At 74.2% G+C, this 18,953-nt stretch carries 18 protein-coding genes; 12 read left to right on the top strand and 6 right to left on the bottom strand.

Annotation, left to right across the window (positions count from 1 at the left end):
* Window positions 1-189: 189 nt before the first annotated feature.
* Window positions 190-330, bottom strand: a complete 141-nt coding sequence (locus K7G60_RS29800) for a DUF6126 family protein (protein ID WP_225804072.1) — start codon at window positions 328-330, stop codon at window positions 190-192.
* 122 nt (window positions 331-452) lie between these two features.
* Here K7G60_RS29800 and K7G60_RS29805 point away from each other — a divergent pair, with 122 nt between their 5' ends.
* The 4 genes from K7G60_RS29805 (at window position 453) to K7G60_RS29820 (ending at window position 3,302) form a co-directional block, all read left to right on the top strand.
* Window positions 453-1,541, top strand: coding sequence for an LLM class flavin-dependent oxidoreductase (locus K7G60_RS29805; protein ID WP_225804073.1), 1,089 nt, complete (start codon window positions 453-455; stop codon window positions 1,539-1,541).
* A gap of 4 nt (window positions 1,542-1,545) precedes the next feature.
* Window positions 1,546-2,169 carry an FMN reductase gene (locus tag K7G60_RS29810; protein WP_225804074.1) on the top strand — a complete coding sequence of 208 codons (624 nt, stop codon included), beginning with the start codon at window positions 1,546-1,548 and terminating at the stop codon, window positions 2,167-2,169.
* An 84-nt stretch (window positions 2,170-2,253) separates the two neighbouring features.
* Window positions 2,254-2,625 (top strand): VOC family protein, encoded by a 372-nt coding sequence (locus K7G60_RS29815; RefSeq protein ID WP_225804075.1) that lies wholly within the window; start codon window positions 2,254-2,256, stop codon window positions 2,623-2,625.
* A 143-nt stretch (window positions 2,626-2,768) separates the two neighbouring features.
* Window positions 2,769-3,302 carry a hypothetical protein gene (locus K7G60_RS29820; RefSeq protein WP_225804076.1) on the top strand — a complete coding sequence of 178 codons (534 nt, stop codon included), beginning with the start codon at window positions 2,769-2,771 and terminating at the stop codon, window positions 3,300-3,302.
* On the opposite strand, the gene K7G60_RS29825 is transcribed toward K7G60_RS29820, so the two are convergent.
* Both K7G60_RS29825 and K7G60_RS29830 read right to left on the bottom strand, forming a co-directional pair.
* Complete coding sequence (locus tag K7G60_RS29825; protein WP_225804077.1) at window positions 3,299-3,703, bottom strand: hypothetical protein; 405 nt, start codon at window positions 3,701-3,703, stop codon at window positions 3,299-3,301. The genes K7G60_RS29820 and K7G60_RS29825 overlap by 4 nt on opposite strands.
* Window positions 3,704-3,790: 87 nt before the next feature.
* A complete protein-coding gene (locus K7G60_RS29830) occupies window positions 3,791-5,122 on the bottom strand; it encodes a PLP-dependent aminotransferase family protein (RefSeq protein ID WP_225804078.1) in 1,332 nt (443 codons plus the stop codon).
* Window positions 5,123-5,200: 78 nt separating this feature from the next.
* Here K7G60_RS29830 and K7G60_RS29835 point away from each other — a divergent pair, with 78 nt between their 5' ends.
* From K7G60_RS29835 to K7G60_RS29865, 7 genes are all read left to right on the top strand, one after another.
* Entirely contained in the window at window positions 5,201-5,998 is a 798-nt protein-coding gene (locus K7G60_RS29835) for an alpha/beta fold hydrolase (RefSeq protein WP_225804079.1), read from the top strand.
* A gap of 37 nt (window positions 5,999-6,035) precedes the next feature.
* Window positions 6,036-6,473 (top strand): hypothetical protein, encoded by a 438-nt coding sequence (locus K7G60_RS29840; protein ID WP_225804080.1) that lies wholly within the window; start codon window positions 6,036-6,038, stop codon window positions 6,471-6,473.
* A gap of 11 nt (window positions 6,474-6,484) precedes the next feature.
* Window positions 6,485-6,910 (top strand): hypothetical protein, encoded by a 426-nt coding sequence (locus K7G60_RS29845; RefSeq protein WP_225804081.1) that lies wholly within the window; start codon window positions 6,485-6,487, stop codon window positions 6,908-6,910.
* A 351-nt stretch (window positions 6,911-7,261) separates the two neighbouring features.
* A complete protein-coding gene (locus K7G60_RS29850) occupies window positions 7,262-7,498 on the top strand; it encodes a DUF2630 family protein (protein ID WP_225804082.1) in 237 nt (78 codons plus the stop codon).
* Window positions 7,499-7,977: 479 nt separating this feature from the next.
* Entirely contained in the window at window positions 7,978-9,924 is a 1,947-nt protein-coding gene (locus tag K7G60_RS29855; RefSeq protein WP_225804083.1) for an FUSC family protein, read from the top strand.
* A gap of 200 nt (window positions 9,925-10,124) precedes the next feature.
* On the top strand, window positions 10,125-11,600 hold the full coding sequence (locus tag K7G60_RS29860) for an APC family permease (protein ID WP_225804084.1): 1,476 nt from the start codon (window positions 10,125-10,127) through the stop codon (window positions 11,598-11,600).
* Window positions 11,601-11,692: 92 nt separating this feature from the next.
* Window positions 11,693-12,682: a hypothetical protein gene (locus K7G60_RS29865; RefSeq protein WP_225804085.1), complete on the top strand. Its 990-nt coding sequence runs from the start codon at window positions 11,693-11,695 to the stop codon at window positions 12,680-12,682.
* Window positions 12,683-12,720: 38 nt separating this feature from the next.
* Here K7G60_RS29865 and K7G60_RS29870 read toward each other — a convergent pair whose 3' ends face one another.
* Window positions 12,721-14,772, bottom strand: a complete 2,052-nt coding sequence (locus tag K7G60_RS29870) for a PhoX family phosphatase (RefSeq protein ID WP_225804086.1) — start codon at window positions 14,770-14,772, stop codon at window positions 12,721-12,723.
* Window positions 14,773-15,030: 258 nt separating this feature from the next.
* On the opposite strand from K7G60_RS29870, the gene K7G60_RS29875 reads away from it, so the two are divergent.
* Complete coding sequence (locus K7G60_RS29875) at window positions 15,031-17,142, top strand: VWA domain-containing protein (protein ID WP_225804087.1); 2,112 nt, start codon at window positions 15,031-15,033, stop codon at window positions 17,140-17,142.
* Here K7G60_RS29875 and K7G60_RS29880 read toward each other — a convergent pair.
* Together K7G60_RS29880 and K7G60_RS29885 are read right to left on the bottom strand one after the other, a co-directional pair.
* Entirely contained in the window at window positions 17,139-18,242 is a 1,104-nt protein-coding gene (locus tag K7G60_RS29880; RefSeq protein WP_225804088.1) for a cell wall metabolism sensor histidine kinase WalK, read from the bottom strand. The genes K7G60_RS29875 and K7G60_RS29880 overlap by 4 nt on opposite strands.
* On the bottom strand, window positions 18,239-18,895 hold the full coding sequence (locus K7G60_RS29885) for a response regulator transcription factor (protein WP_225804089.1): 657 nt from the start codon (window positions 18,893-18,895) through the stop codon (window positions 18,239-18,241). Before K7G60_RS29885 ends, K7G60_RS29880 begins: the two co-directional genes overlap by 4 nt.
* Window positions 18,896-18,953: the final 58 nt, after the last annotated feature.

Genomic DNA, 18,953 nt, shown 5'->3' on the forward strand with positions numbered 1-18,953 from the left:
CCCCGGGGGGAGGCCGGGCTGGCGGGGGGCGCCGAGCAGGCCCTCGGCGGCGCGCAGGGCGCGGCGGGCGATCTCGGGGAGCCCGTCCCAGCCGTCCGCGCCGATCCCCACGACCGACACCACCGATATCGCAGCGTTCACGTCGGGGACTCTACGTGAGGGCCGCAGGTGGGCGGCACGTGGCGGCCCTCACTTCTGGGCGTTCTGCCCCACGTAGAAGAGGAGCCAGACGAAGCCTGCGAAGGCGTGGGTCGCGAAGACGTACACGAAGACGCGGAGCATCACGCCCCGCTCCTTCCAGCGCTCGTCGTCGTGGGTCTTCCCGGTCACGGGGCCGTCTTCTCGGTCATGCGGTCCAGGGTACGGGCGGCCGGAATAGGGGAGGGGGTCGCGCCGTTCGAGGTAATAGTTTAAGCTTCAACCACTAGCCAGAACCGCGAGAGGTGAGCACGATGCAGTTCGGGATCTTCACCGTCGGCGACGTGACGACCGACCCCACCACCGGCCGCACCCCCACCGAGCACGAGCGCATCAAGAACACCGTCGCGATCGCGCTCAAGGCGGAAGAGGTCGGACTCGACGTCTTCGCGACCGGCGAGCACCACAACCCGCCGTTCGTCCCGTCCTCCCCGACGACGCTCCTCGGGCACATAGCCGCCCGCACGGAGAACCTGATCCTGTCGACCTCGACCACCCTGATCACCACCAACGACCCGGTGAAGATCGCCGAGGACTACGCGACCCTCCAGCACCTCGCCGACGGCCGCGTCGACCTGATGATGGGCCGCGGCAACACCGGCCCGGTCTACCCGTGGTTCGGCCAGGACATCCGCCAGGGCATCCCGCTCGCCATCGAGAACTACGCGCTCCTCCACAAGCTGTGGAGGGAGGACGTGGTCGACTGGGAGGGCAAGTTCCGCAGCGCCCTCCAGGGCTTCACGTCCACCCCGCGCCCGCTCGACGGCGTCCCGCCGTTCGTCTGGCACGGCTCCATCCGCTCCCCCGAGATCGCCGAACAGGCCGCCTACTACGGCGACGGCTTCTTCGCGAACCACATCTTCTGGCCCAAGCAGCACACCGAGAAGATGGTCCGGCTCTACCGCCAGCGGTACGCGCACTACGGCCACGGCACCCCCGAGCAGGCCATCGTCGGCCTCGGCGGCCAGGTCTTCCTGCGGAAGAACTCGCAGGACGCGGTACGGGAGTTCCGCCCGTACTTCGACAACGCGCCCGTCTACGGCCACGGCCCCTCCCTGGAGGAGTTCAGCCGCGAGACCCCGCTGACCGTCGGCTCCCCGCAGGAGGTCATCGAGCGCACCCTGTCCTTCCGCGAGTACGTCGGCGACTACCAGCGCCAGCTGTTCCTGATCGACCACGCCGGACTGCCCCTCAAGACGGTCCTGGAACAGCTCGACCTGCTCGGCGAGGAGGTCGTCCCGGTGCTGCGCAAGGAGTTCGCGAACCTGCGGCCCGCCGGAGTGCCGGAGACCGCCCCGCTCCACCCCGCCGTCACCCGCACGACCACGACCGAGGAGGTCTGACCCCATGCAGACGTTGAAGCTGGTCGCCGTGTCCGCCGGACTCAGCGCGCCCTCCTCCACCCGGCTCCTCGCCGACCGGCTGCTCCAGGCGGCCCGGTACCGGCTGGCCGAGCAGGAGTACGCCGTCGACGTCGAGGTCGTCGAACTGCGCGACCTCGCCGTCGACATCGCGAAGAACTTCGTGACGGGCTTCCCCTCGGCCGCGCTCCAGGAGGCGATCGACAAGGTCACGGGCGCGGACGGGGTCATCGCGGTGACCCCCGTCTTCACCGCCTCCTACAGCGGCCTGTTCAAGTCCTTCTTCGACCTGATCGACCCGGCGGCGCTCACGGGAACCCCGGTCCTCGTCGCCGCGACGGGCGGCACGGCCCGCCACTCCCTCGTCCTCGACCACGCCCTGCGGCCCCTCTTCGCCTACCTGCGGGCCCTCGTCGTCCCCACCGCGGTCTACGCGGCCTCCGAGGACTGGGGCTCCGGCGGCGACGAGTACACGGAGGGCCTGCCGGCCCGGATCATCCGCGCCGGGAACGAGTTCGCGGACACGGTGGCGGGGAGGCCGGCGCGGCGCGCGGAGGACGACGAGATCGTCCCCTTCGAGAAGCAGCTCGCGGACCTGCGCCTGGACTGAGGGACCCGGCGGCCCGCCGGGCGGCCCGGGCAGCCCTTCCCGGGCCGCCGTGCGGCTCACCACCGCACGGCGCATGATGCCCCCATGGACATCAAGCTCGAACTGGTCGGCGTCCCCGTCACCGACATCGACCGGGCCAAGGCCTTCTACGAGAAGGTCGGCTTCCACGCCGACCACGACGTGGCCGTCAGCGACGAGATCCGCTTCGTCCAGATGACCCCGCCCGGCTCGGCCTGCTCGATCGCCTTCGGCAAGGGCATCACCGAGATGGCCCCGGGCTCCCTGGACAACATGCAGGTGGTCGTCGCCGACATCGAGAAGGCACACGCCGACCTCACCGCCCGGGGCATCGGGGTCAGCGAGATCGACGACCGGCCGTGGGGCTCCTTCGTCTACTTCTCCGACCCCGACGGCAACCGCTGGTCGGTCCAGCAGACCACCCCGCGCGACAGGTGACCGCCGGTCGCGGTCGTGCGGCCGCCTCCTGACCGCGGGGAGGACGCCGGCCCCGGAGGACGAGTCCGTCTCCCCCGCGCGGCGGAGGAGGTCGAGCCGCCGGGCCGACGTGCCGGGGTGGGTCCGGGCGGGACGCTGGACGCATGCCGAGGATCAAATCCCTTCCCGACGTGCCCCGTTGGGCCGCCGTCGCCGCCCATGCCGTCCCCCTGCTCGTCCTGCCCTCGGGCCTGTGGCGGCTCGCGCTCGTCTCCGGGCTCCCGGTCACCCTGGACGCGGCCGACGGCACGATGGGGCTCGGCGAGGGCGTCTACGTCGTCTCCCTCAGCGTCGTGTCCGAGCTGCTGGCGTTCCTGACGCTCGGGCTCGTCCGCCCCTGGGGCGAGGTGTTCCCGCGGTGGACGCCCTTCCTCGGCGGACGCCGGGTGAACCCGGCCGCCGCGGCCGGGACCGCCCTCGCCGGCGCGGCCGGCCTGTGCGCGATCGCCGCCTGGGGGGTGTACGCGGCGTACGCCGGCCTCGGCCCGGGCATCCCGGTCTCACCGGCCCAGGACGCCGTGCTCGTCGCCTGTTACGCACCCCTCGCGGCCTGGCCGCCGTTGCTCGCGGCGGTGGCCGTGGCGTACTACCGGCGCCGGGTCGGCCACCAGGCGCCGGCAGTGCGTCTGAGGGCCTAGTAGGGAGCGGGGTGGCCCGCCGCGTCCTCGTGTGTGTAGAAGAGGTAGAACGCGGCGCCGCCCGTGACCAGGGCCACGATCACCCCCAGCAGCGCCGACGAGTAGATGCTCGCGCCGGTGACGCTGTACAGGAAGCCGACCGCGATGCCGGCGAGGGCGCCCCACGCGGCGGCGCGGGCCTCGCGGGGCAGGGCGCGGCCGTACCGCCGGAGGGCGTACAGCGCGACGGCGAGGACGACGGCGGAGACGAGGCCCAGCCAGAACTGTCCCCAGCTGAGCGCGCCGCCGTCGCGGGCGTTCACCTCCGCGTAGAACCCGTACAGGACGCCGATCGTGACCGGGAGTCCCCAGCCGTGCGTGCTGACTCGGCGCCGGGCGGGCGCCGCTGCGTGTGCGGCCATGGCAGGAGCTCCTTCGTGTCCGGCCCCCCTGGTTCCCGGTTCCCGCACCCTCCAGGGCACACCCGCGCCCGGCGCCCCGCAAGTGGATCACGGCCCGTCGGCCGCCACCGCCGCCAGCCGGGCCAGGGCCTCGTCCAGCACCGCGACCGGCGGTGACGCGAGGCCCAGTCTGACGGCGTCGGGGGCGGCGGAGCGGCCGACGGCGAAGGCGCTGCCGGGGGTGACCGCCACGCCCGCGCGTGCGGCGGCGGCCGCCGTGAAGGTCTCCGCGCGCCAGGGCGCGGGCAGCTCCCACCAGCAGTAGTAGGCGTGCGGGGAGGTCCGGAGCGCGTGTCCGGCGAGCCGTCGCCGGAGCAGGGCGTGCCGGACCCCGGTGTCGGCCCGCTTGGCGGCGACGGCCTCCGCGACGGTGCCGTCGCCGGTCCAGCGGGTGGCGGCGGCGAGGGCGAGCCCGCCGGCCGTCCAGGCGCCGGAGCGCAGGGCGTCGGCGGCCGCGGCACGGAGCCGGGCGGGGACCACGAGGTAGCCGACCGTCAGACCGGGAGCGAGCCGCTTGGAGAGGCTGTCGACCAGGAGGACCCGCTCGGGGGCGTGCGCGGCGAGCGGGGCGGGCGCGTCGGGGGCGAGGAAGGCCCAGGTGGTGTCCTCGACGGCCGTGAGGTCCAGGCGGCGGAGCAGTTCGGCGAGTTCGGCTCGCCGTCCTTCGCCGGTGGTGGTGGAGAGCGGGTTGTGCAGGGTGGGCTGGAGGTAGACGGCGGCGAGGGGCGCGGCCCGGTGGGCGGCCTCCAGGGAGTCGGGGCGTACTCCTTCGGCGTCGAGGGCGAGGGGGACGAGCCGGATGTTGAGCCGTTCGGCGACCGCTTTGACCAGGGGGTACGTGAGCGCTTCGACGCCGAGGCGGCCGCCGGGCGGGACGAGGGCGGAGAGCGCGGCGGCGAGGGCCTGGCGGGCGTTCCCGGCGAAGAGGACGCCGTCGGGGTCCGGTGCCCAGCCGGGCCGGGCGAGGACGGCGGCCGCCGCCTCCCGGGCCTCGGGGCCGCCGCCGGCGGGGGCCGGGCGGGAGACGGCCTCGGTGAGCACGTCGGGCCGGGCGAGCGCCGTGAGCGCGCGGGCCATCAGCTCCGACTGGCCCTCGGCGGACGGGTAGTTGAGCTGGAGGTCGACGGGCGCGGCGCCGGTCGCCTCGGCGAGCGCGGGTCCGGGCAGCGGGGGTGCGGCGCGGACGAAGGTGCCGCGACCGACCTCGCCGACGACGAGTCCGCGGCGGGCCAGTTCCCCGTACACCCGGATCGCCGTCGAGTTCGCGATCCCGTGGCGGCGGGCGAAGACCCGCTGGGGCGGCAGCCGGTCGCCGGGGCGCAGCCGCCCGTCCCGTACGGCGGCCTCGACCCGGTCCGCGATCCTCCGGTACTCCTCCACGGGCCCCACGCTCCCCCCATTGCACCGAGAGCAAAGATCTTATTGCACCGAGCAGTTGGGGCTGCCTAGCCTGCGGTCATGCGCTTCACCGACACCCTCGCCACCCGGCTCCACTTCGAGGACCAGGGTTCCGGCCCCGCCCTCCTCCTCGTCCACGGCCACCCCTTCGACCACACCATGTGGCAGCCCCAGATCGACCGCTTCTCCCCCACCCACCGGGTGATCGCCCCCGATCTGCGTGGCTACGGCATCACCCCGCCGGGCGCCGAGACCGAGGTCATCGGCCTCGGCGACTTCGCCGAGGACCTGGTCGACCTCCTCGACGATCTGGGGATCGACGACTGCGTCGTCGCGGGCCTCTCCATGGGCGGTCAGATCGCCATGGAACTCGTCCGCCGTCACCCCGAGCGGGTCCGGGGCCTCGTCCTCGCCGACACCTTTCCGGCGGCCGAGACCGAGGAGGGCAGGAAGGCCCGCAACGCCATGGCCGACCGGCTCCTGCGGGAGGGCATGCGCGGATACGCCGACGAGGTGCTGGACCGGATGGTCGCCCCGTACAACACGCACGCCGCGCCGCACGTCCACCGCATGATGTGCGCCACCGACCCGGTCGCCGCGGCGGCCGCCCTGCGCGGCCGGGCCGAGCGCCCCGACTACCGGGAGACCCTCGCCGCCGTCGCGGTCCCCGCGCTCGTCGTCGTCGGCCGCGACGACACGTACACCCCGGTGGCGGACGCGGAGGAGATGCACGCCCTGCTCCCCCACTCGACGCTCACCGTGATCGAGCGGGCCGCGCACCTGCCCAACCTGGAGCGGCCCGAGGAGTTCGACGCGGCCCTCGACGCCTTCCTCCGCTCACTCGTCCGGCCCAGTTGAAAGTTCGGAAACGTACGAACGCCCCGACGATGGGGCCATGAGCCAGAACACCGCACCCCGCAAGGCGGGCACCCAGCCGAGCACCGCCGGCGCCTGGGCAGCCGGCGGCACCCTCTTCGCCGGCGTCCTCATGCTGGTCACCGGCTTCATGAGCGTCTTCCAGGGCATCGCCGGCATCGCCGAGGACGACGTCTACACCCGGATCGGCGACTACGTCTTCAAGTTCAACCTCACCACCTGGGGATGGATCCACCTGATCCTCGGCGTCATCGTCGTCATCACCGGCTACGGCATCCTCAAGGGCGCCGGATGGGGCCGGGTCGCCGGCATCTCCCTGGCCTCCCTCAACATCCTCTTCCAGTTCCTCTTCCTGCCCTACCAGCCGTGGTGGGCGCTCTTCTCCATGGCCGTCTCGATCTTCGTGATCTGGGCACTGGCCACGGACGAGGCGTACGGCCGGGACGAGCGGTTCTGAGACGCCGGCCCATGAAACGAGGAACCGGAATCGCCCTCGCCGCCACCACGCTCCTCGCCCTCACCGGCTGCGACGCCGCCACGGACAAGGCGGGCCAGATCGTCTCCTCCGCCACGGCGGCCGTCGCCTCGGCCGCCCAGGAGAAGATGAACGAGGTCAAGGACGGGGTGGACGCCACCGGCGACGTACGCGCCGGGGCGACGAGCACCGACGGGGACCGCACGGTCGCCGAGATCACCGCGACCAACCCCAAGGACAAGAACGCCGACTACACGATCATGGTCAACTTCCGTGACGGCGAGGGCAATCTGCTCGACGCCGTCGTCCTGAGCATCAGCGGCGTCGCACCCGGGAAGTCCAAGACCGGCACGGCACGCAGCAACCGGACCCTCTCGGGCGCGACGAAGGCGGAGATCGCGCAGGCCCTGCGCCACTGAGGCGCGTGGACCGAGCGCCCGCCGCGGAACCCGCGGAGCCGGCGACGCACACACACGCCGAACAGGCGGCATCCGGCCCGCCGCCCCTCCGGCCCAGGCGCCGACCCGCCGCCTGGGCCGCGGGGCTGCTCCCGCTCGTGGCCGCCGTGACCACCGCGTGCCGGGCGCTCGACACGGACGCCGTCATCCCCGTCCCCGGCTGCTCTCCTTCCTCCCCCGGCCCACCGTCCCGGCGGGACTCCCCGTCCTGCTCGCCGGCCCCAGGCTCCCCGACCTCGACGGCTCCGACCACCGCGCCGTCCTCGCCGGTCTCGACCTGCGCGGCGCGCGCCGATCCGCCACGCTGAAGGCATGGACAACGACGAGATCCTGGACGACATCGGCGCCCTCGTCGAGGAGGAACGCACCCTGCGGCAGCGCACCGGCGGGCTCCTCCCGGAGGAACGCACCCGCCTCGCGGAGCTCGAGGTACGCCTCGACCAGTGCTGGGACCTGCTGCGGCAGCGGCGCGCGAAGGCCGAATTCGGGGAGGACCCGGACACGGCGGCCCTCCGCCCGGCCGCCGAGGTCGAGTCCTACCGCAACTGACGCACCCACCCGCGCGGTGGCCGCACCCGGCGGGACGGGCCGCGCCCCCGCCCCGTGTGGGCAGTCGTCCCGCGGGGCGGGACGGGTGGGCACACGGGACGGCGCCCATAGCGGCGCCTCCGCGTTCCGCGCCCGGACCCGCACCGACAGGGCGCTGTGCACGGGGTGCGGGTTCAGGCGCGGGAGCCTGGGCCCGGCAAGGGGCGCCGTTCCGTTGTGCCCACCCGTTCCGCCCAGCGGAACGCCTGCCCACAACGGGGGCGCGAGGGGTGGGCGCCGCCCCAGCGGAACGCCTGCCCACAACGGGGGTGCGACGGGTGGGCGCCGCCCGGCGGGGCGAGCCACAACGGGGGCGCGGGGACGGGCACCGCCCCGGCGGAGCGGCCGCCTGCCAAGGAGGTGCGGGGGGGGCGCCGGGCAACGGAGCGACCGGTCGCGGCGGGCGGCGGGGCCTCGTGGGCGCGGCGTACGTTGGTCGCATGGCTCGGCCCCCACGGATCACCCCACCCGCCTGGCTCACCGCCGGCCTGAAGCCGGCCCCCGCCCCGATCCCCTGGGCCGCCGTCGGCCGGGCCTCCGTCGCCCTGTCCGCGCCGCTCGCCGTCGGCCTGGCGGCGGGGCAGCCGGCGTACGGGGCGCTGGTCTCGATGGGCGCGCTCTCCGGTGTCATCGGCGACACCGCGGACGCCTACCGGATGCGGGTCTTCAACATCGCGGTGCCACAGGCGTTCGGCGCGCTCGGCGTCACCCTGGGGACCCTCGTCTTCGGGCAGGGCTGGCTCGCCGTCGCCGTCCTGACCGCCGTCGCCCTCGTCTCGGGGATGATCTCCTCGATCGGCGCGGTCGCCTCCGTCTCCGGCCTGCTCCTGCTGCTCAACGCCGTCGTCGGCGCGGGCCTGCCCATGCCCGACCCGTGGTGGAAGGCGCCCGTCCTCCTCGCCCTGGGCGGACTGTTCGTCCTCGTCCTCGCCCTCCTCGGCTGGCCGATGCGCCGCGCCGCCCCCGAGCGGGAGGCCGTGGCGGCGACGTACCGGGCCGTCGCCGAGCTGTACGAGGCGACCGGCACGGAGGCGTACGACGAGAAGCGGCAGGCCGTCACCGCATCGCTCAACCAGTCGTACGACCTGGTCCTCGCCCGCCGGGCCCGCCAGCACGGCCGCGCCGCCCCGCTGGTGCGGATCCTGGCCCAGCTCAACGTCGTCATCCCGCTCGTCGAGGCCGCCCCCGCCGCGCATCTGAGGGCCCGGCTGATCGGCCCGCTGTCCCCGGCGGTCCCGGCGGCGGTGCGGGGACTCGCGGACGCCGTCGAGGAGGGCCGCACGGGCACCCCCGTCCTGGACCTGCCGGTGCCCGAGCGCCCGGCCGAGAGGGCCGTCGACCACGCCCTGCGGCACGCGGCGGCCGTCGTCCACGAGGCGGACCCCGATCCGTACGGCGTCGACGACCGCCTCGGCCGCCCCGCCGCCCTCCGCGTCCGGGCCCGCCGCGCCGCCCGCGCGGTCCTGCTCTCCGAGGCGTCCTGGCGGTACGGCCTGCGCCTGGCGCTCTGCATCGGCATCGCGCAGGCCTTCGTCTCCCTGATCCCCGTCCCCCGCTCGTACTGGGTCGCCCTCACCGTCACCTTCGTCATGAAGCCCGACTTCGGCTCGGTCTTCTCCCGGGCCGTGCTCCGCGCCGCCGGCACCGCCGCCGGCCTGCTCCTGGCCGCCCTGGTCCTCTCCGAGGTGCCGCGCGGCTGGTGGGACGTGCCGGTGATGATGGTGCTCGCGGCGCTCATCCCCGCCTTCTCCGCGAAGGGGTACGCCTTCCAGACCGCGGCCATCACCCCGGTCATCCTGCTGCTCTCCGACACGCTCAACCACCAGGGTTTCGGCCTCGTCGTGCCCCGGCTGTACGACTCGCTCATCGGCTGCGGGATCGCGCTGGTCGCCGGCTACCTGCTCTGGCCGGAGTCCTGGCACACCCGGATCGGGGACCGGCTCGCGGACGCGGTCGCGGACACCGCCGCGTACGTGGCCCGCGCGTTCGACGGGGCCGGCCCGGACCAGGGCGGGCGGCTGCGGGCCCGCCGGAAGCTCTACCGGGACCTGTCGACCGTCCGCTCGGAGTTCCAGCGGGCCCTGACCGAACCGCCGCCGACGGGCGCCCGCGCCGCCGCCTGGTGGCCGCTCGTCGTCGCCGTGGAGCGGATCGTGGACGCGACGACCGCCGCCCGGATCCGGGTCGATCACGGCGCCCGGGCGCCCGACCCGGCGGAGGTCGCCGCCGTGCGGCGAGAGTTGGAGGAGCTCGCCGACGGACTGCGCGGCACGGACACCCTGGTGGAGGTCCGCGCGGAGCTCCCCGGCGACGAGAACGGAGTGCTGGCTCCGCTCCGCCAGGAGGTGAGCGCGGCCCGCGCCATCGCCGGTCCCGACCTGCGGTGAACCCCCCTCGGGGGGCGCGCGGGAGAACTTACCGGCGGTCACGGAACGGAACCTTCCCCACCGCCGTTACCGGAAGCCACCCGGGCGACTACGATGCGCTCGATTCACGTGATCCGCGCCCGCCGGCAACCGGCCCGGCGGACGGGCCACTCAGCCCTGCCACAGCCCTGCCTCAGCCCCCGCGCCCCCGAGGACCCGCCATGCGCACCACCACGAACAGAGGGCTCCAGCCCAATGTCCTCGGTACCTTCGACACGATCGTGATGGCCGTCGCCGGCAGCGCCCCCGCCTATTCGCTGGCCGCGACCACCGCCGTCCTCTTCGGCGCGGTCGGCCTCGCCGGGCCCGCCGCCCTGCTCTACTGCGCGATACCGATGCTCGGCATCGTCCTCGCGTACGCCCGCCTGGGCCGTATCGACGTCAACGCCGGTGCCGGGTACTCCTGGGTGGGCCGCACCCTCCACCCCTTCCTCGGCTTCCTCTCCGGCTGGGCGCTCGTCTTCGCCGCCACCGTGTTCATGGTGGCCGGTTCGCTGCCCGCCGGCTCCCTCACGCTCTCCCTGATCGACCCGGACCTCGCCGCGAACACCCCGCTCGCCGCGGCCGTCGGCGCCGGCTGGTTCCTGATGATGCTGCTCGTCGTGCTGGGCGGCGCCCGGCTCACCGTACGGGCGCAACTCGTGATGTCCGGCGTCGAGATGCTGATCCTGCTCGTCTTCGTCCTGGCCGCCGTCGCGCACCGGGGCCGGGCCACCGCCTTCGACTGGTCCTGGTTCGCCCTCGACCACTTCGACGGGCCCGAGGGCTTCGCCGCCGGGGCGCTGATCGCCGCGTTCTACTACTGGGGCTGGGACGTCACCAGCAACCTCAGCGAGGAGACCCGTGACAGCCGCCGCACCGCCGGGCTCGCCGCGCTCGTCGGCGTCGGCTTCGTCTTCCTCCTCTTCGAGGCCTTCACCGTCGCCGTCAACGTCCTGCTGAGCGCGGAGGAGATCCGCTCCGCGGGGCCCAACGTCCTCGCCGTCCTCGGCCAGGAGATCTGGCCCGGCGTCGGCGGCAAGCTGCTCGTCGTGGCCGTCCTGCTGTCCACCGTCGCCACCCTGGAGACCACCCTCCTCCAGGTCACCCGCTCGCTCTTCGCGATGGGCCGCGACCGGACCCTGCCGGCCGCGCTCGGTCTCGTGCACCGCCGCTGGAACACCCCGTGGGTCGCGATCGCCGCCGTCGGCGGCGCCGCCCTCCTGATGTTCTGCGCGGCCGCGGCCGCCGGCTCGGTGCAGCGGATCCTCAGCGACGCCGTCGCCGCGATCGGCCTCCAGATCGCCTTCTACTACGGCCTGGCGGGCATCGCCGCCGTCGTCGCCTACAAGGCGGTGCTGTTCCGCTCCGCACGGAACCTGGTCCTCGGCGGCCTCTGGCCGCTGCTCGGCTCCGCGTTCATGCTCTGGGCCTTCGTCGAGTCCCTCGGCGAACTCTCCACGACCGCCCTCACCATCGGCCTCGGCGGCCTGCTCGTCGGCGTGGTCCCGCTGCTCGTGTACTGGCGGAAGGGCAGCGACTACTACCGACCGGCCCGCCTCGACGCGGTCCGCGCGCTCGCGGCGGCGGAGGGCTCGGCCCCGGCCACCCGCCCGCGCACGGGTCCCCGCGACAAGGGCTACGCGACGGACTTCTGACCCGCGCCTCCCCGCGCACAGCGACTTCCGACCCGCACGAACCTCCGCGCACAGCGACTTCTGACGGCAGCCGAACCCGAAGGAGGCCCCCGATGGCCGTACGCCGCCGCTCCGCGCGCCCGGCGCGTCCGGAGCGCTTCGCGCCCGATTTCGACCCGGACTTCGGGGACCGCGCGCTGACCGAGGCGCGCCACGACATCGTCATCGGCCGCTGGCAGGGCGTACGGGACCTGCTCGCCGCCACCGGCACGGACTGGGCGCGCCGCACCCACCGGCTGCGGCTCCTCTCGCACGCCGCCGCCGGCAGCTCCACCGTCGAGACCTGGCGGGCCGCCGAGCCCGGCAACCCCGACGCCGCCGTGCTGCGGGCCGCGACCGAGGTGGTCCGGGTCTTCGACGCGGCCATCGCGGCCGGCCGGGGCGCCGCCGTCGAACGGGGCAGGATCGACACCGCCGTCGACGCCTGCCGGAGCGCGGCCGAGGCCGCACCGGCCGACCCGATGCCCTGGGTGTCGCTGCTCTCGGTGGCCAGGCTGTACGAGGGCGGGGTGCCGCGCCGCGAACTGCGCCACTGGTTCGACGAGTTGCGGCGCCGCGACCCGTACAACACCGAGGGCCACATCCAGGTGCTCCGCTACTGGTCGGCGCGGTGGCACGGCACGCACGGCAGCATGTACGACTTCGCGCGCGACGCGGCGGGCGTGGCGCCCCCCGGCTCGCCGCTGCCGGTCCTGGTGCAGGTGGCCCGGGTCGAGGAGTACCGGTACATCGCGGACGGGGCGCTCGGCCGGGGCCCGGTGCGCGGCTTCGACCAGCACTGGAAGCACGAACTGGCGGTGACCGAGCTGCGCCGCACCCACGCGCGCTGGATCGGCGGGCGGGACCCGGAGCGCCCGGTGGCCCCGGAAGAGGTCGGCGACCTCAACTTCCTGGCGCACGCGGCCTGCTACGCGGGCCAGGTGGAGATCGCCCGGGAGCTGATGGGCATGCTGGGCAGGCGTGCGGCGTGGGTGCCGTGGTCGTACACCGGCGACCCGGAGGAGCAGTTCACGAGGTTCAGGGAGGGCCTGGGAGTGGGATGACCCCCCTCCCAGGCCCCTGGTTCACCGGACCGGACGCCTCAGACGCCGATGTCGCGGCCGTCCGCGCGCCACACGGCGACGACCGACGGGCGGACGATCTTCCCCGGCCCGTCGGGCCAGACGGAGGCGGGCTTCTCGACGGAGGCGCCGTCGACCTCGCCCGGGTGCTGCACGGAGACGAGGACGCGGCGGTCCTGGACGATCGGTCCGCAGGTCTCGGCGCCGGCCGGCACGGTCAGGAACTGCTTGAGCTCACCACGCCGCTCGCCGCGCGTGGCGACGCCGAACAAGCCGTCGTGCGAGCCGAGCTGGTTGCCGTCGGTCGAGATCCACAGGTTGCCGTGCGGGTCGAAGGCCACGTTGTCCGGGCAGGAGATCGGGGAGACCCGCTCCTTGGGGAAGCCCGCGAAGTAGGTGGCCGGGTCGTTCGGGTCGCCGGCGACCAGGAACAGCCGCCAGGCGAAGCCGTCGGAGGACGGGTCGTCCCAGTGCTCGGCGAGCTCCAGGATCTGCCCGTGCTTGTTGAGGTTGCGCGGGTTGGCCTCGTCGGCGGGCGCCTTGCCGGCCTTGCCGCGGTCCTTGTTGTTGGTGAGGGCGACGTAGACCCGACCGCTGCGGGGCGAGGGCTCGACGTCCTCGGGCCGGTCCATCTTGGTGGCGCCGACCTTGTCACCGGCGAGGCGGGTGAAGACGAACACCTCCTCGGCGGTCATGCCGGGCACGTGCGAGACGGCGCCGTCGGGGCCGGCCGTGGCGAGCGGGATCCACACGCCGGAGCCGTCGAACTCGCCGTCGGAGGGCAGCTTGCCGGTGCCGTCGATCTCGGCGGCCGGGGAGTCGCCGGTCAGCTTGGCGACGTAGAGGGTGCCCTCGTCGAGAAGCGTGAGGTTGTGCTCGCGCGCGGCCCGCGACGAGCCCTTCTTCATCCGCTTGCTCGACACGAACTTGTAGAAGTAGTCGAACCGCTCGTCGTCACCCATGTAGACGACCGGACGGCCGTCCTCGGTGAGCCGGGGCTGCGCGGCCTCGTGCTTGAAGCGGCCGAGCGCGGTGCGCTTGCGGGGCGTGGACTCCGGGTCGTACGGGTCGAGCTCGACGACCCAGCCGAAGCGGTGCGCCTCGTTGGGCTCCTGGGCGAGGTCGAAGCGCTTGTCGAACCGCTCCCACTTGCGCTCGGAGGCACCGGCGACCATGCCGTACCGCTTGTCGGTGACGGAGGAGCCGTTGGCGAAGTACTGGTTGAAGTTCTCCTCGCCGTGGAGGGTGGTGCCCCACGGGGTGGTGCCGCCGGCGCAGTTGTTGAGCGTGCCGAGGACGGTGCGGCCGGCCGGGTCGGCGGACGTCTTCACGAGCGCGCTGCCGGCGACGGGCCCGGTGAGCTCGAACTCGCTGGTGGTGTGCAGCCGCCGGTTGAGGTGGTGGCGGGTGACGGGCGTGAGCTTGCCGGTGCGGTACTCCTCCTGGACCACGACGACGGAGAGGCCGTGCGCGGCCCAGGCGATCTCGACCTGCTCGCGGGTCGGGTTCTCGGCGTCGTACCCGCGGAACATGAGCACTTCGTCGGTGTACTCGTGGTTGGCGACGAGGACCTGGCGGTGGTGCTCCCCGCGCAGCGGCAGCAGGGAGAGGAAGTCGTTGTTGTAGCCGAACTGGCCGGCCTGCGCCTTCGCGGTCTGGTTCTCGGAGTCGAAGGCGGGCGCGCCGCGGAGGATGGGCTCGCCCCAGCGGATGACCACGTTCTGCTCGTACCCGGCGGGGACGGTGACCCGGTCGTCGGTGTTGGGCGCGACGGGCTCGAAACGCAGACCGCGGGCGCCGTCGGCCGGCTTCTGCGGCTGGGCGGCGACGGCCTCCGGGGCGTTCCCGACGGCCACGGCCCCGCCGACGGCGGAGGCGACGGTCACGACGGCGGCGGCGCGGAGCGCGGAACGGCGGGAGAGCACGCCGGCTATGACGTCGCCGACGTACTCGTTGTCGCTGGTGTTGGGCACCTCGTGGAAGCAGGCGTCACCGCAGCGGAACCGGCAGGTGAGGGCGGAACGACCGCCTCCGTGCGGGTTCGTGCTCAGCAGCGGCAGCAGTTTGCGCACTTCGTCCTCCTCCGGCGCATACCGCGCCGACATGGTGTCGGGATTGCTTCGGCGGTGACGCTATGGGCGTAGATCTGCACGGGGACGGCGCCGGAGTGAACGACGCATGAATGCCCGGCAACCGACGCCGACCGGGTCACCGGAGGCGGAAGGGGCGGCCGCTAACCTTACGTATCCGCCCTGGCCAGGGATGAACGTCCCGAAACGCCCAGTACGGACATTCACACTGCACCCCCACTCATGCGAAAGGGTTCGCCCATGGGTATTCGGAGCATGCTGCGCAAGGTGTTCGGCCGGGACCGCGAGGAGTCCCCGGCAACCTCCGTCCCGCCCCAGACGCGTGAGACCCCGGAGACCACGGAGTCCGTGAAGTCCGAGGAGACCACGGCTTCCGCGGAGGCCGTGGAGACGGTGGAGGCGGTGGAACTCCGGGAGGCCCCGGAGACCGCGGCCCGCCGAGCGGCGGACGACCTGGTGGCGGCGGCCTTCGACAATCCGCAGATCCCGAAGGCGAGGACGGCTGCCGCCGGGGAGACGACGACGGCTCCCGAGCCGGAGAGCGCGACGGCCGCCGCTGCGGCGGAGGACGCCGCGGCCGCGGAGCCGGTCGCCGAGGCCTCGGTGACTCCGGCGGCGGAGGCGGTCGCCGAGGAGGCGGGGGAGGCTGAGGCCGAGAAGCCGGCCGAGGCCGTGGCTGAGGCTGAGGCAGAGGAGCCGGCCGAGGCCGTGGCTGAGGCTGAGGAGCCGGCTGAGGCTGAGACTGGGGCTGAGGAGCCCGCCGAGGCCGTGGCCGTGGCTGACGCAGAGGAGTCGACCGCGGGCGCTGCCGAGGTTGCGGTCGCCGCCGAGCGGCAGGAAGCGACGGAGCCCACCGCTGAAGCGGCCGAGGCGGAAGCTGACGCCGCGGACGAGCCGCAGGCCGAGGCCGCCCCTCAGGCGGAGGACGAGGCCGAAGCGGAGACGGTCGCCACGGCCGAGCCGCAGGCCGAGGCGACCGACGAGGCGGAGCCGGAGGCGGCGGTCGTCGCCACGGACGCCGAGGCGTCCGAAACCCCCGCCGAGGCGGCCGACGAGGCCCAGGCCGAGACGGAGGCCGACGCCACGGCGGAGCCGGAGACGGCCGTCGCCACGGACGCGGACGCGCCCGAAACCACCACCGAGGCGACCGACGAGATCCAGGCCGAGGCGGAGGCCGACGCCACGGACGAGCCGCGGACCGAGCCGACCGACGAGGCGGCGGAGCCGGAGGCTGCCGTCGCGGACGCGAACGCGTCCGAAACCCCCGCCGGTGCCCAGGCCGAGACGGAGGCGTCGGTCGTCGCGGACGACACGCACCCGGCGGAGCCGGAGGCGAGCGTCACGGACGAGCCGGAGGCGGCGGAGCCGGAGGCTGCCGTCGCGGCCGAGCCGCAGGCCGAGGCCGACGTCCCGGCCGAGCCGGAGGCAGAAGCCAACGTCCCGGCCGAGCCGGAGGCGACGGAGCCGGAGGCTGCCGTCGCGGCCGAGCCGGAGGCGACCGTCGTCACGGACGAGCCCACCGTCCCGGCCGAGCCGGTCGCCGTCGCGGCGGCCGAGCCGGAGGCTCAGGCCGTCGAGGTCGCGGCCGACGAGGCCCAGACCGATCCGGCCGAGGTGGCCGAGGTGGCCGAGCCGGCCGACCAGGCCGCGGCGACGGACAGCACCACGGACACCACCGCGGACGCCACCGCCCCCGCCCTCCCCCTCGCCGCCGTCAAGGCCGTCGCCCCGCACCTCGCGGACGCGTACAAGGCCGCCGGGGCGCAGCTCAAGAAGCAGGGGCTCACGGGGGCGCGGGCCGCCGTGTACCTCGTGGTGGACCGGTCGGGTTCGATGCGCGGGTACTTCAAGGACGGCTCCGTGCAGCGGCTCGCCGAGCAGGTCACCGCACTCGCGGCGCACCTGGACAAGGCCGCCACGGTCACGACCGTCTTCTTCTCGACGGACGTCGACGGCACGGTCGACCTGACCCCCGCCGACCTCACCCCCACCCGGATCGAGGAGGTCAACGGCACCCTCGGCCGTCTGGGCCGTACCAACTACCACCGTGCCGTGGAGGAGGTCCTCGCCCACCACGAGAAGGCGGACCCGGCCCGCCCGGCCCTGGTGGTGTTCCAGACGGACGGCGCCCCGGAGTCGAAGACGGCCGCGACGCAGGCCCTCGCCGAGGCGGCCGAGAAGCCTCTGAACTGGCGGTTCGTGGTCTGGGGCGAGGAGGACAACAAGGCCTTCGACTACCTCCGGAAGCTCGACGGCACCCCCCGTACGGCGACGTACTTCGCGGGCGCGACCCCCGTGGAGACGGCGCACGCGGCGTTCTACCGGGGCCTGCTCGCCGGCCTGGAGCTCTAGCCGGAGACGGAGGCGGCGGTGACGGTGACCGGCAGGGTCACCGTCACCACCAGCCCGCCGCCCTCCGCGGCGGACCGCGCCACGGCCCGTACCGCCCCGCCGTGCGCGACGGCGATCGACCGCACGATGGAGAGCCCGAGCCCCGCCCCGGGCCCCGTCCGGTCCCGCCCCTCCCCCCGCCGGAAGGGTTCGAAGAGCCCCTCGACGTCTCCGGCGGGGACCACCGGCCCGGTGTTGACGACGGTCAGGACCCCGCCCTCGGCCCGGACGCCGACCCGGCCGCCCGGCACGTTGTAGGCGACGGCGTTCGCGACGAGGTTCCGCACGAGCTGCGCGAGCAGCACCCGGCTCCCCCGTACGACACCGCCGTCGGCGACCACGCACGCGTCCGGGCACTCCTCCCCGACGACGTCCCCGAGCCGCACGTCCTCCCGCTCGGCGGGCCCGGCGAGCCCCCGGTCGCTCCGCGCGAGGAGCAGCAGCCCGTCGATGAGGCGCTCGCTGCGCCGGTTGGCGTCGAGGAGGACCTGCCGGACGTCGCAGTCGTCGTCGAGCCCGATCTGGATCGCGGCGCGCTGGGTGGCGAGCGGGGTCCGCAGCTCGTGGGAGGCGTTGGCGATGAACCGGCGCTGGCTGTCGAAGGCGGTCTCCAGGCGTCCGAGCAGCGCGTCGATCGTGTCGCCGAGTTCCTTGAGCTCGTCGTCGGGCCCGCGCACGGCCAGCCGGTCGCCGAGGTTCCGCTCGGAGAGCCGCCGGGCGCGGGCGGTCATCTCGTGGACGGGCCGCAGGACCCGCCCGGCGGTCCACCAGCCGACGACGACGGCGCCGCAGGCCATGACGAGCAGGGCCAGGGAGGACCACATGAGCATCTGCTCGCCGGCGGCCCGGCTGACGTCGTCGCCGATCCGGTACGCCTCGACGGCGGCGAAGTCGTCGGCCCGCGCGACGATCGCGTCGGCGTCGGCGTCGGTACCGGCTCTGACCAGCAGGTTCACCAGGAGCAGCAGAACCGCTCCGAGGACGAGGAAGACGCCTCCGTAGACGAGCGCGATGCGGGTACGGATGGTGGACCCGGCGCCGAGGAGCCCGGGGCGGCTCACAGCAGGTACCCCACGCCCTGCACGGTCCGGATGAGGCCCGGTTCGCCCAGCTTGGCCCGCAGCTTGCTCATGCAGACCCGTACGGCTCCGGTGAAGGGGTCGGCGTGGGCGTCCCAGGCGCGTTCGAGGAGCTCCTCGGCGGAGACGACGGCGCCGTCCGCCTCCAGGAGGAGCTGGAGGACGGAGAACTCCTTGGGGGAGAGGTCGAGGTCCCGCCCGTCCCGGACGGCGGTCCGCCGGACGGTGTCCATGACGAGGCCGTCGCGTACGAGGAGGGGCGGGAGGGCGGGGCGGGCGGAGCGGCGGCGGAGGGCTCGGACGCGGGAGACGAGCTCGGGGAAGTCGAAGGGCTTGCCGAGGTAGTCGTCGGCGCCGAGGTCGAGTCCGTCGACGCGGTCCTCGACGGCGGAGGAGGCGGTGAGCATGAGGATCCGGGTGGGGGACCCGGCGGCGACGAGCCGCCGGGCCACGTCGTCGCCGTGGAGGCGGGGCAGGTCGCGGTCGAGGACGAGCACGTCGTACGCGTCCACGGCGAGCCGCTCCAGGGCGGCGTCGCCCGCGTGGACGGTGTCGACGGCGAACCCGGCGCGGCGGAGGCCGGTGGCGAGGAGCGCGGCGAGGTCCCGCTCGTCCTCGGCTACGAGTACACGCATGCCGTTCATCATCCACACCCCCGGTCTTATCGATGTGAGTGGATCTTCGTCGGGCCGT

Origin of the sequence: Streptomyces sp. NK15101 (assembly GCF_020400725.1) — a bacterium.
Classification (GTDB): Bacteria; Actinomycetota; Actinomycetes; order Streptomycetales; family Streptomycetaceae; genus Streptomyces.

Bases quoted from the DNA above. Each gene is read 5' to 3' on its own strand.
- K7G60_RS29805 (WP_225804073.1), top strand. From the start codon at position 453: ATGCAGTTCGGGATCTTCACCGTCGGCGACGTGACGACCGACCCCACC.
- K7G60_RS29810 (WP_225804074.1), top strand. From the start codon at position 1,546: ATGCAGACGTTGAAGCTGGTCGCCGTGTCCGCCGGACTCAGCGCGCCC.
- K7G60_RS29815 (WP_225804075.1), top strand. From the start codon at position 2,254: ATGGACATCAAGCTCGAACTGGTCGGCGTCCCCGTCACCGACATCGAC.
- K7G60_RS29820 (WP_225804076.1), top strand. From the start codon at position 2,769: ATGCCGAGGATCAAATCCCTTCCCGACGTGCCCCGTTGGGCCGCCGTC.
- K7G60_RS29825 (WP_225804077.1), bottom strand. From the start codon at position 3,703: ATGGCCGCACACGCAGCGGCGCCCGCCCGGCGCCGAGTCAGCACGCAC.
- K7G60_RS29835 (WP_225804079.1), top strand. From the start codon at position 5,201: ATGCGCTTCACCGACACCCTCGCCACCCGGCTCCACTTCGAGGACCAG.
- K7G60_RS29840 (WP_225804080.1), top strand. From the start codon at position 6,036: ATGAGCCAGAACACCGCACCCCGCAAGGCGGGCACCCAGCCGAGCACC.
- K7G60_RS29845 (WP_225804081.1), top strand. From the start codon at position 6,485: ATGAAACGAGGAACCGGAATCGCCCTCGCCGCCACCACGCTCCTCGCC.
- K7G60_RS29850 (WP_225804082.1), top strand. From the start codon at position 7,262: ATGGACAACGACGAGATCCTGGACGACATCGGCGCCCTCGTCGAGGAG.
- K7G60_RS29855 (WP_225804083.1), top strand. From the start codon at position 7,978: ATGGCTCGGCCCCCACGGATCACCCCACCCGCCTGGCTCACCGCCGGC.
- K7G60_RS29860 (WP_225804084.1), top strand. From the start codon at position 10,125: ATGCGCACCACCACGAACAGAGGGCTCCAGCCCAATGTCCTCGGTACC.
- K7G60_RS29865 (WP_225804085.1), top strand. From the start codon at position 11,693: ATGGCCGTACGCCGCCGCTCCGCGCGCCCGGCGCGTCCGGAGCGCTTC.
- K7G60_RS29875 (WP_225804087.1), top strand. From the start codon at position 15,031: ATGGGTATTCGGAGCATGCTGCGCAAGGTGTTCGGCCGGGACCGCGAG.
- K7G60_RS29885 (WP_225804089.1), bottom strand. From the start codon at position 18,895: ATGCGTGTACTCGTAGCCGAGGACGAGCGGGACCTCGCCGCGCTCCTC.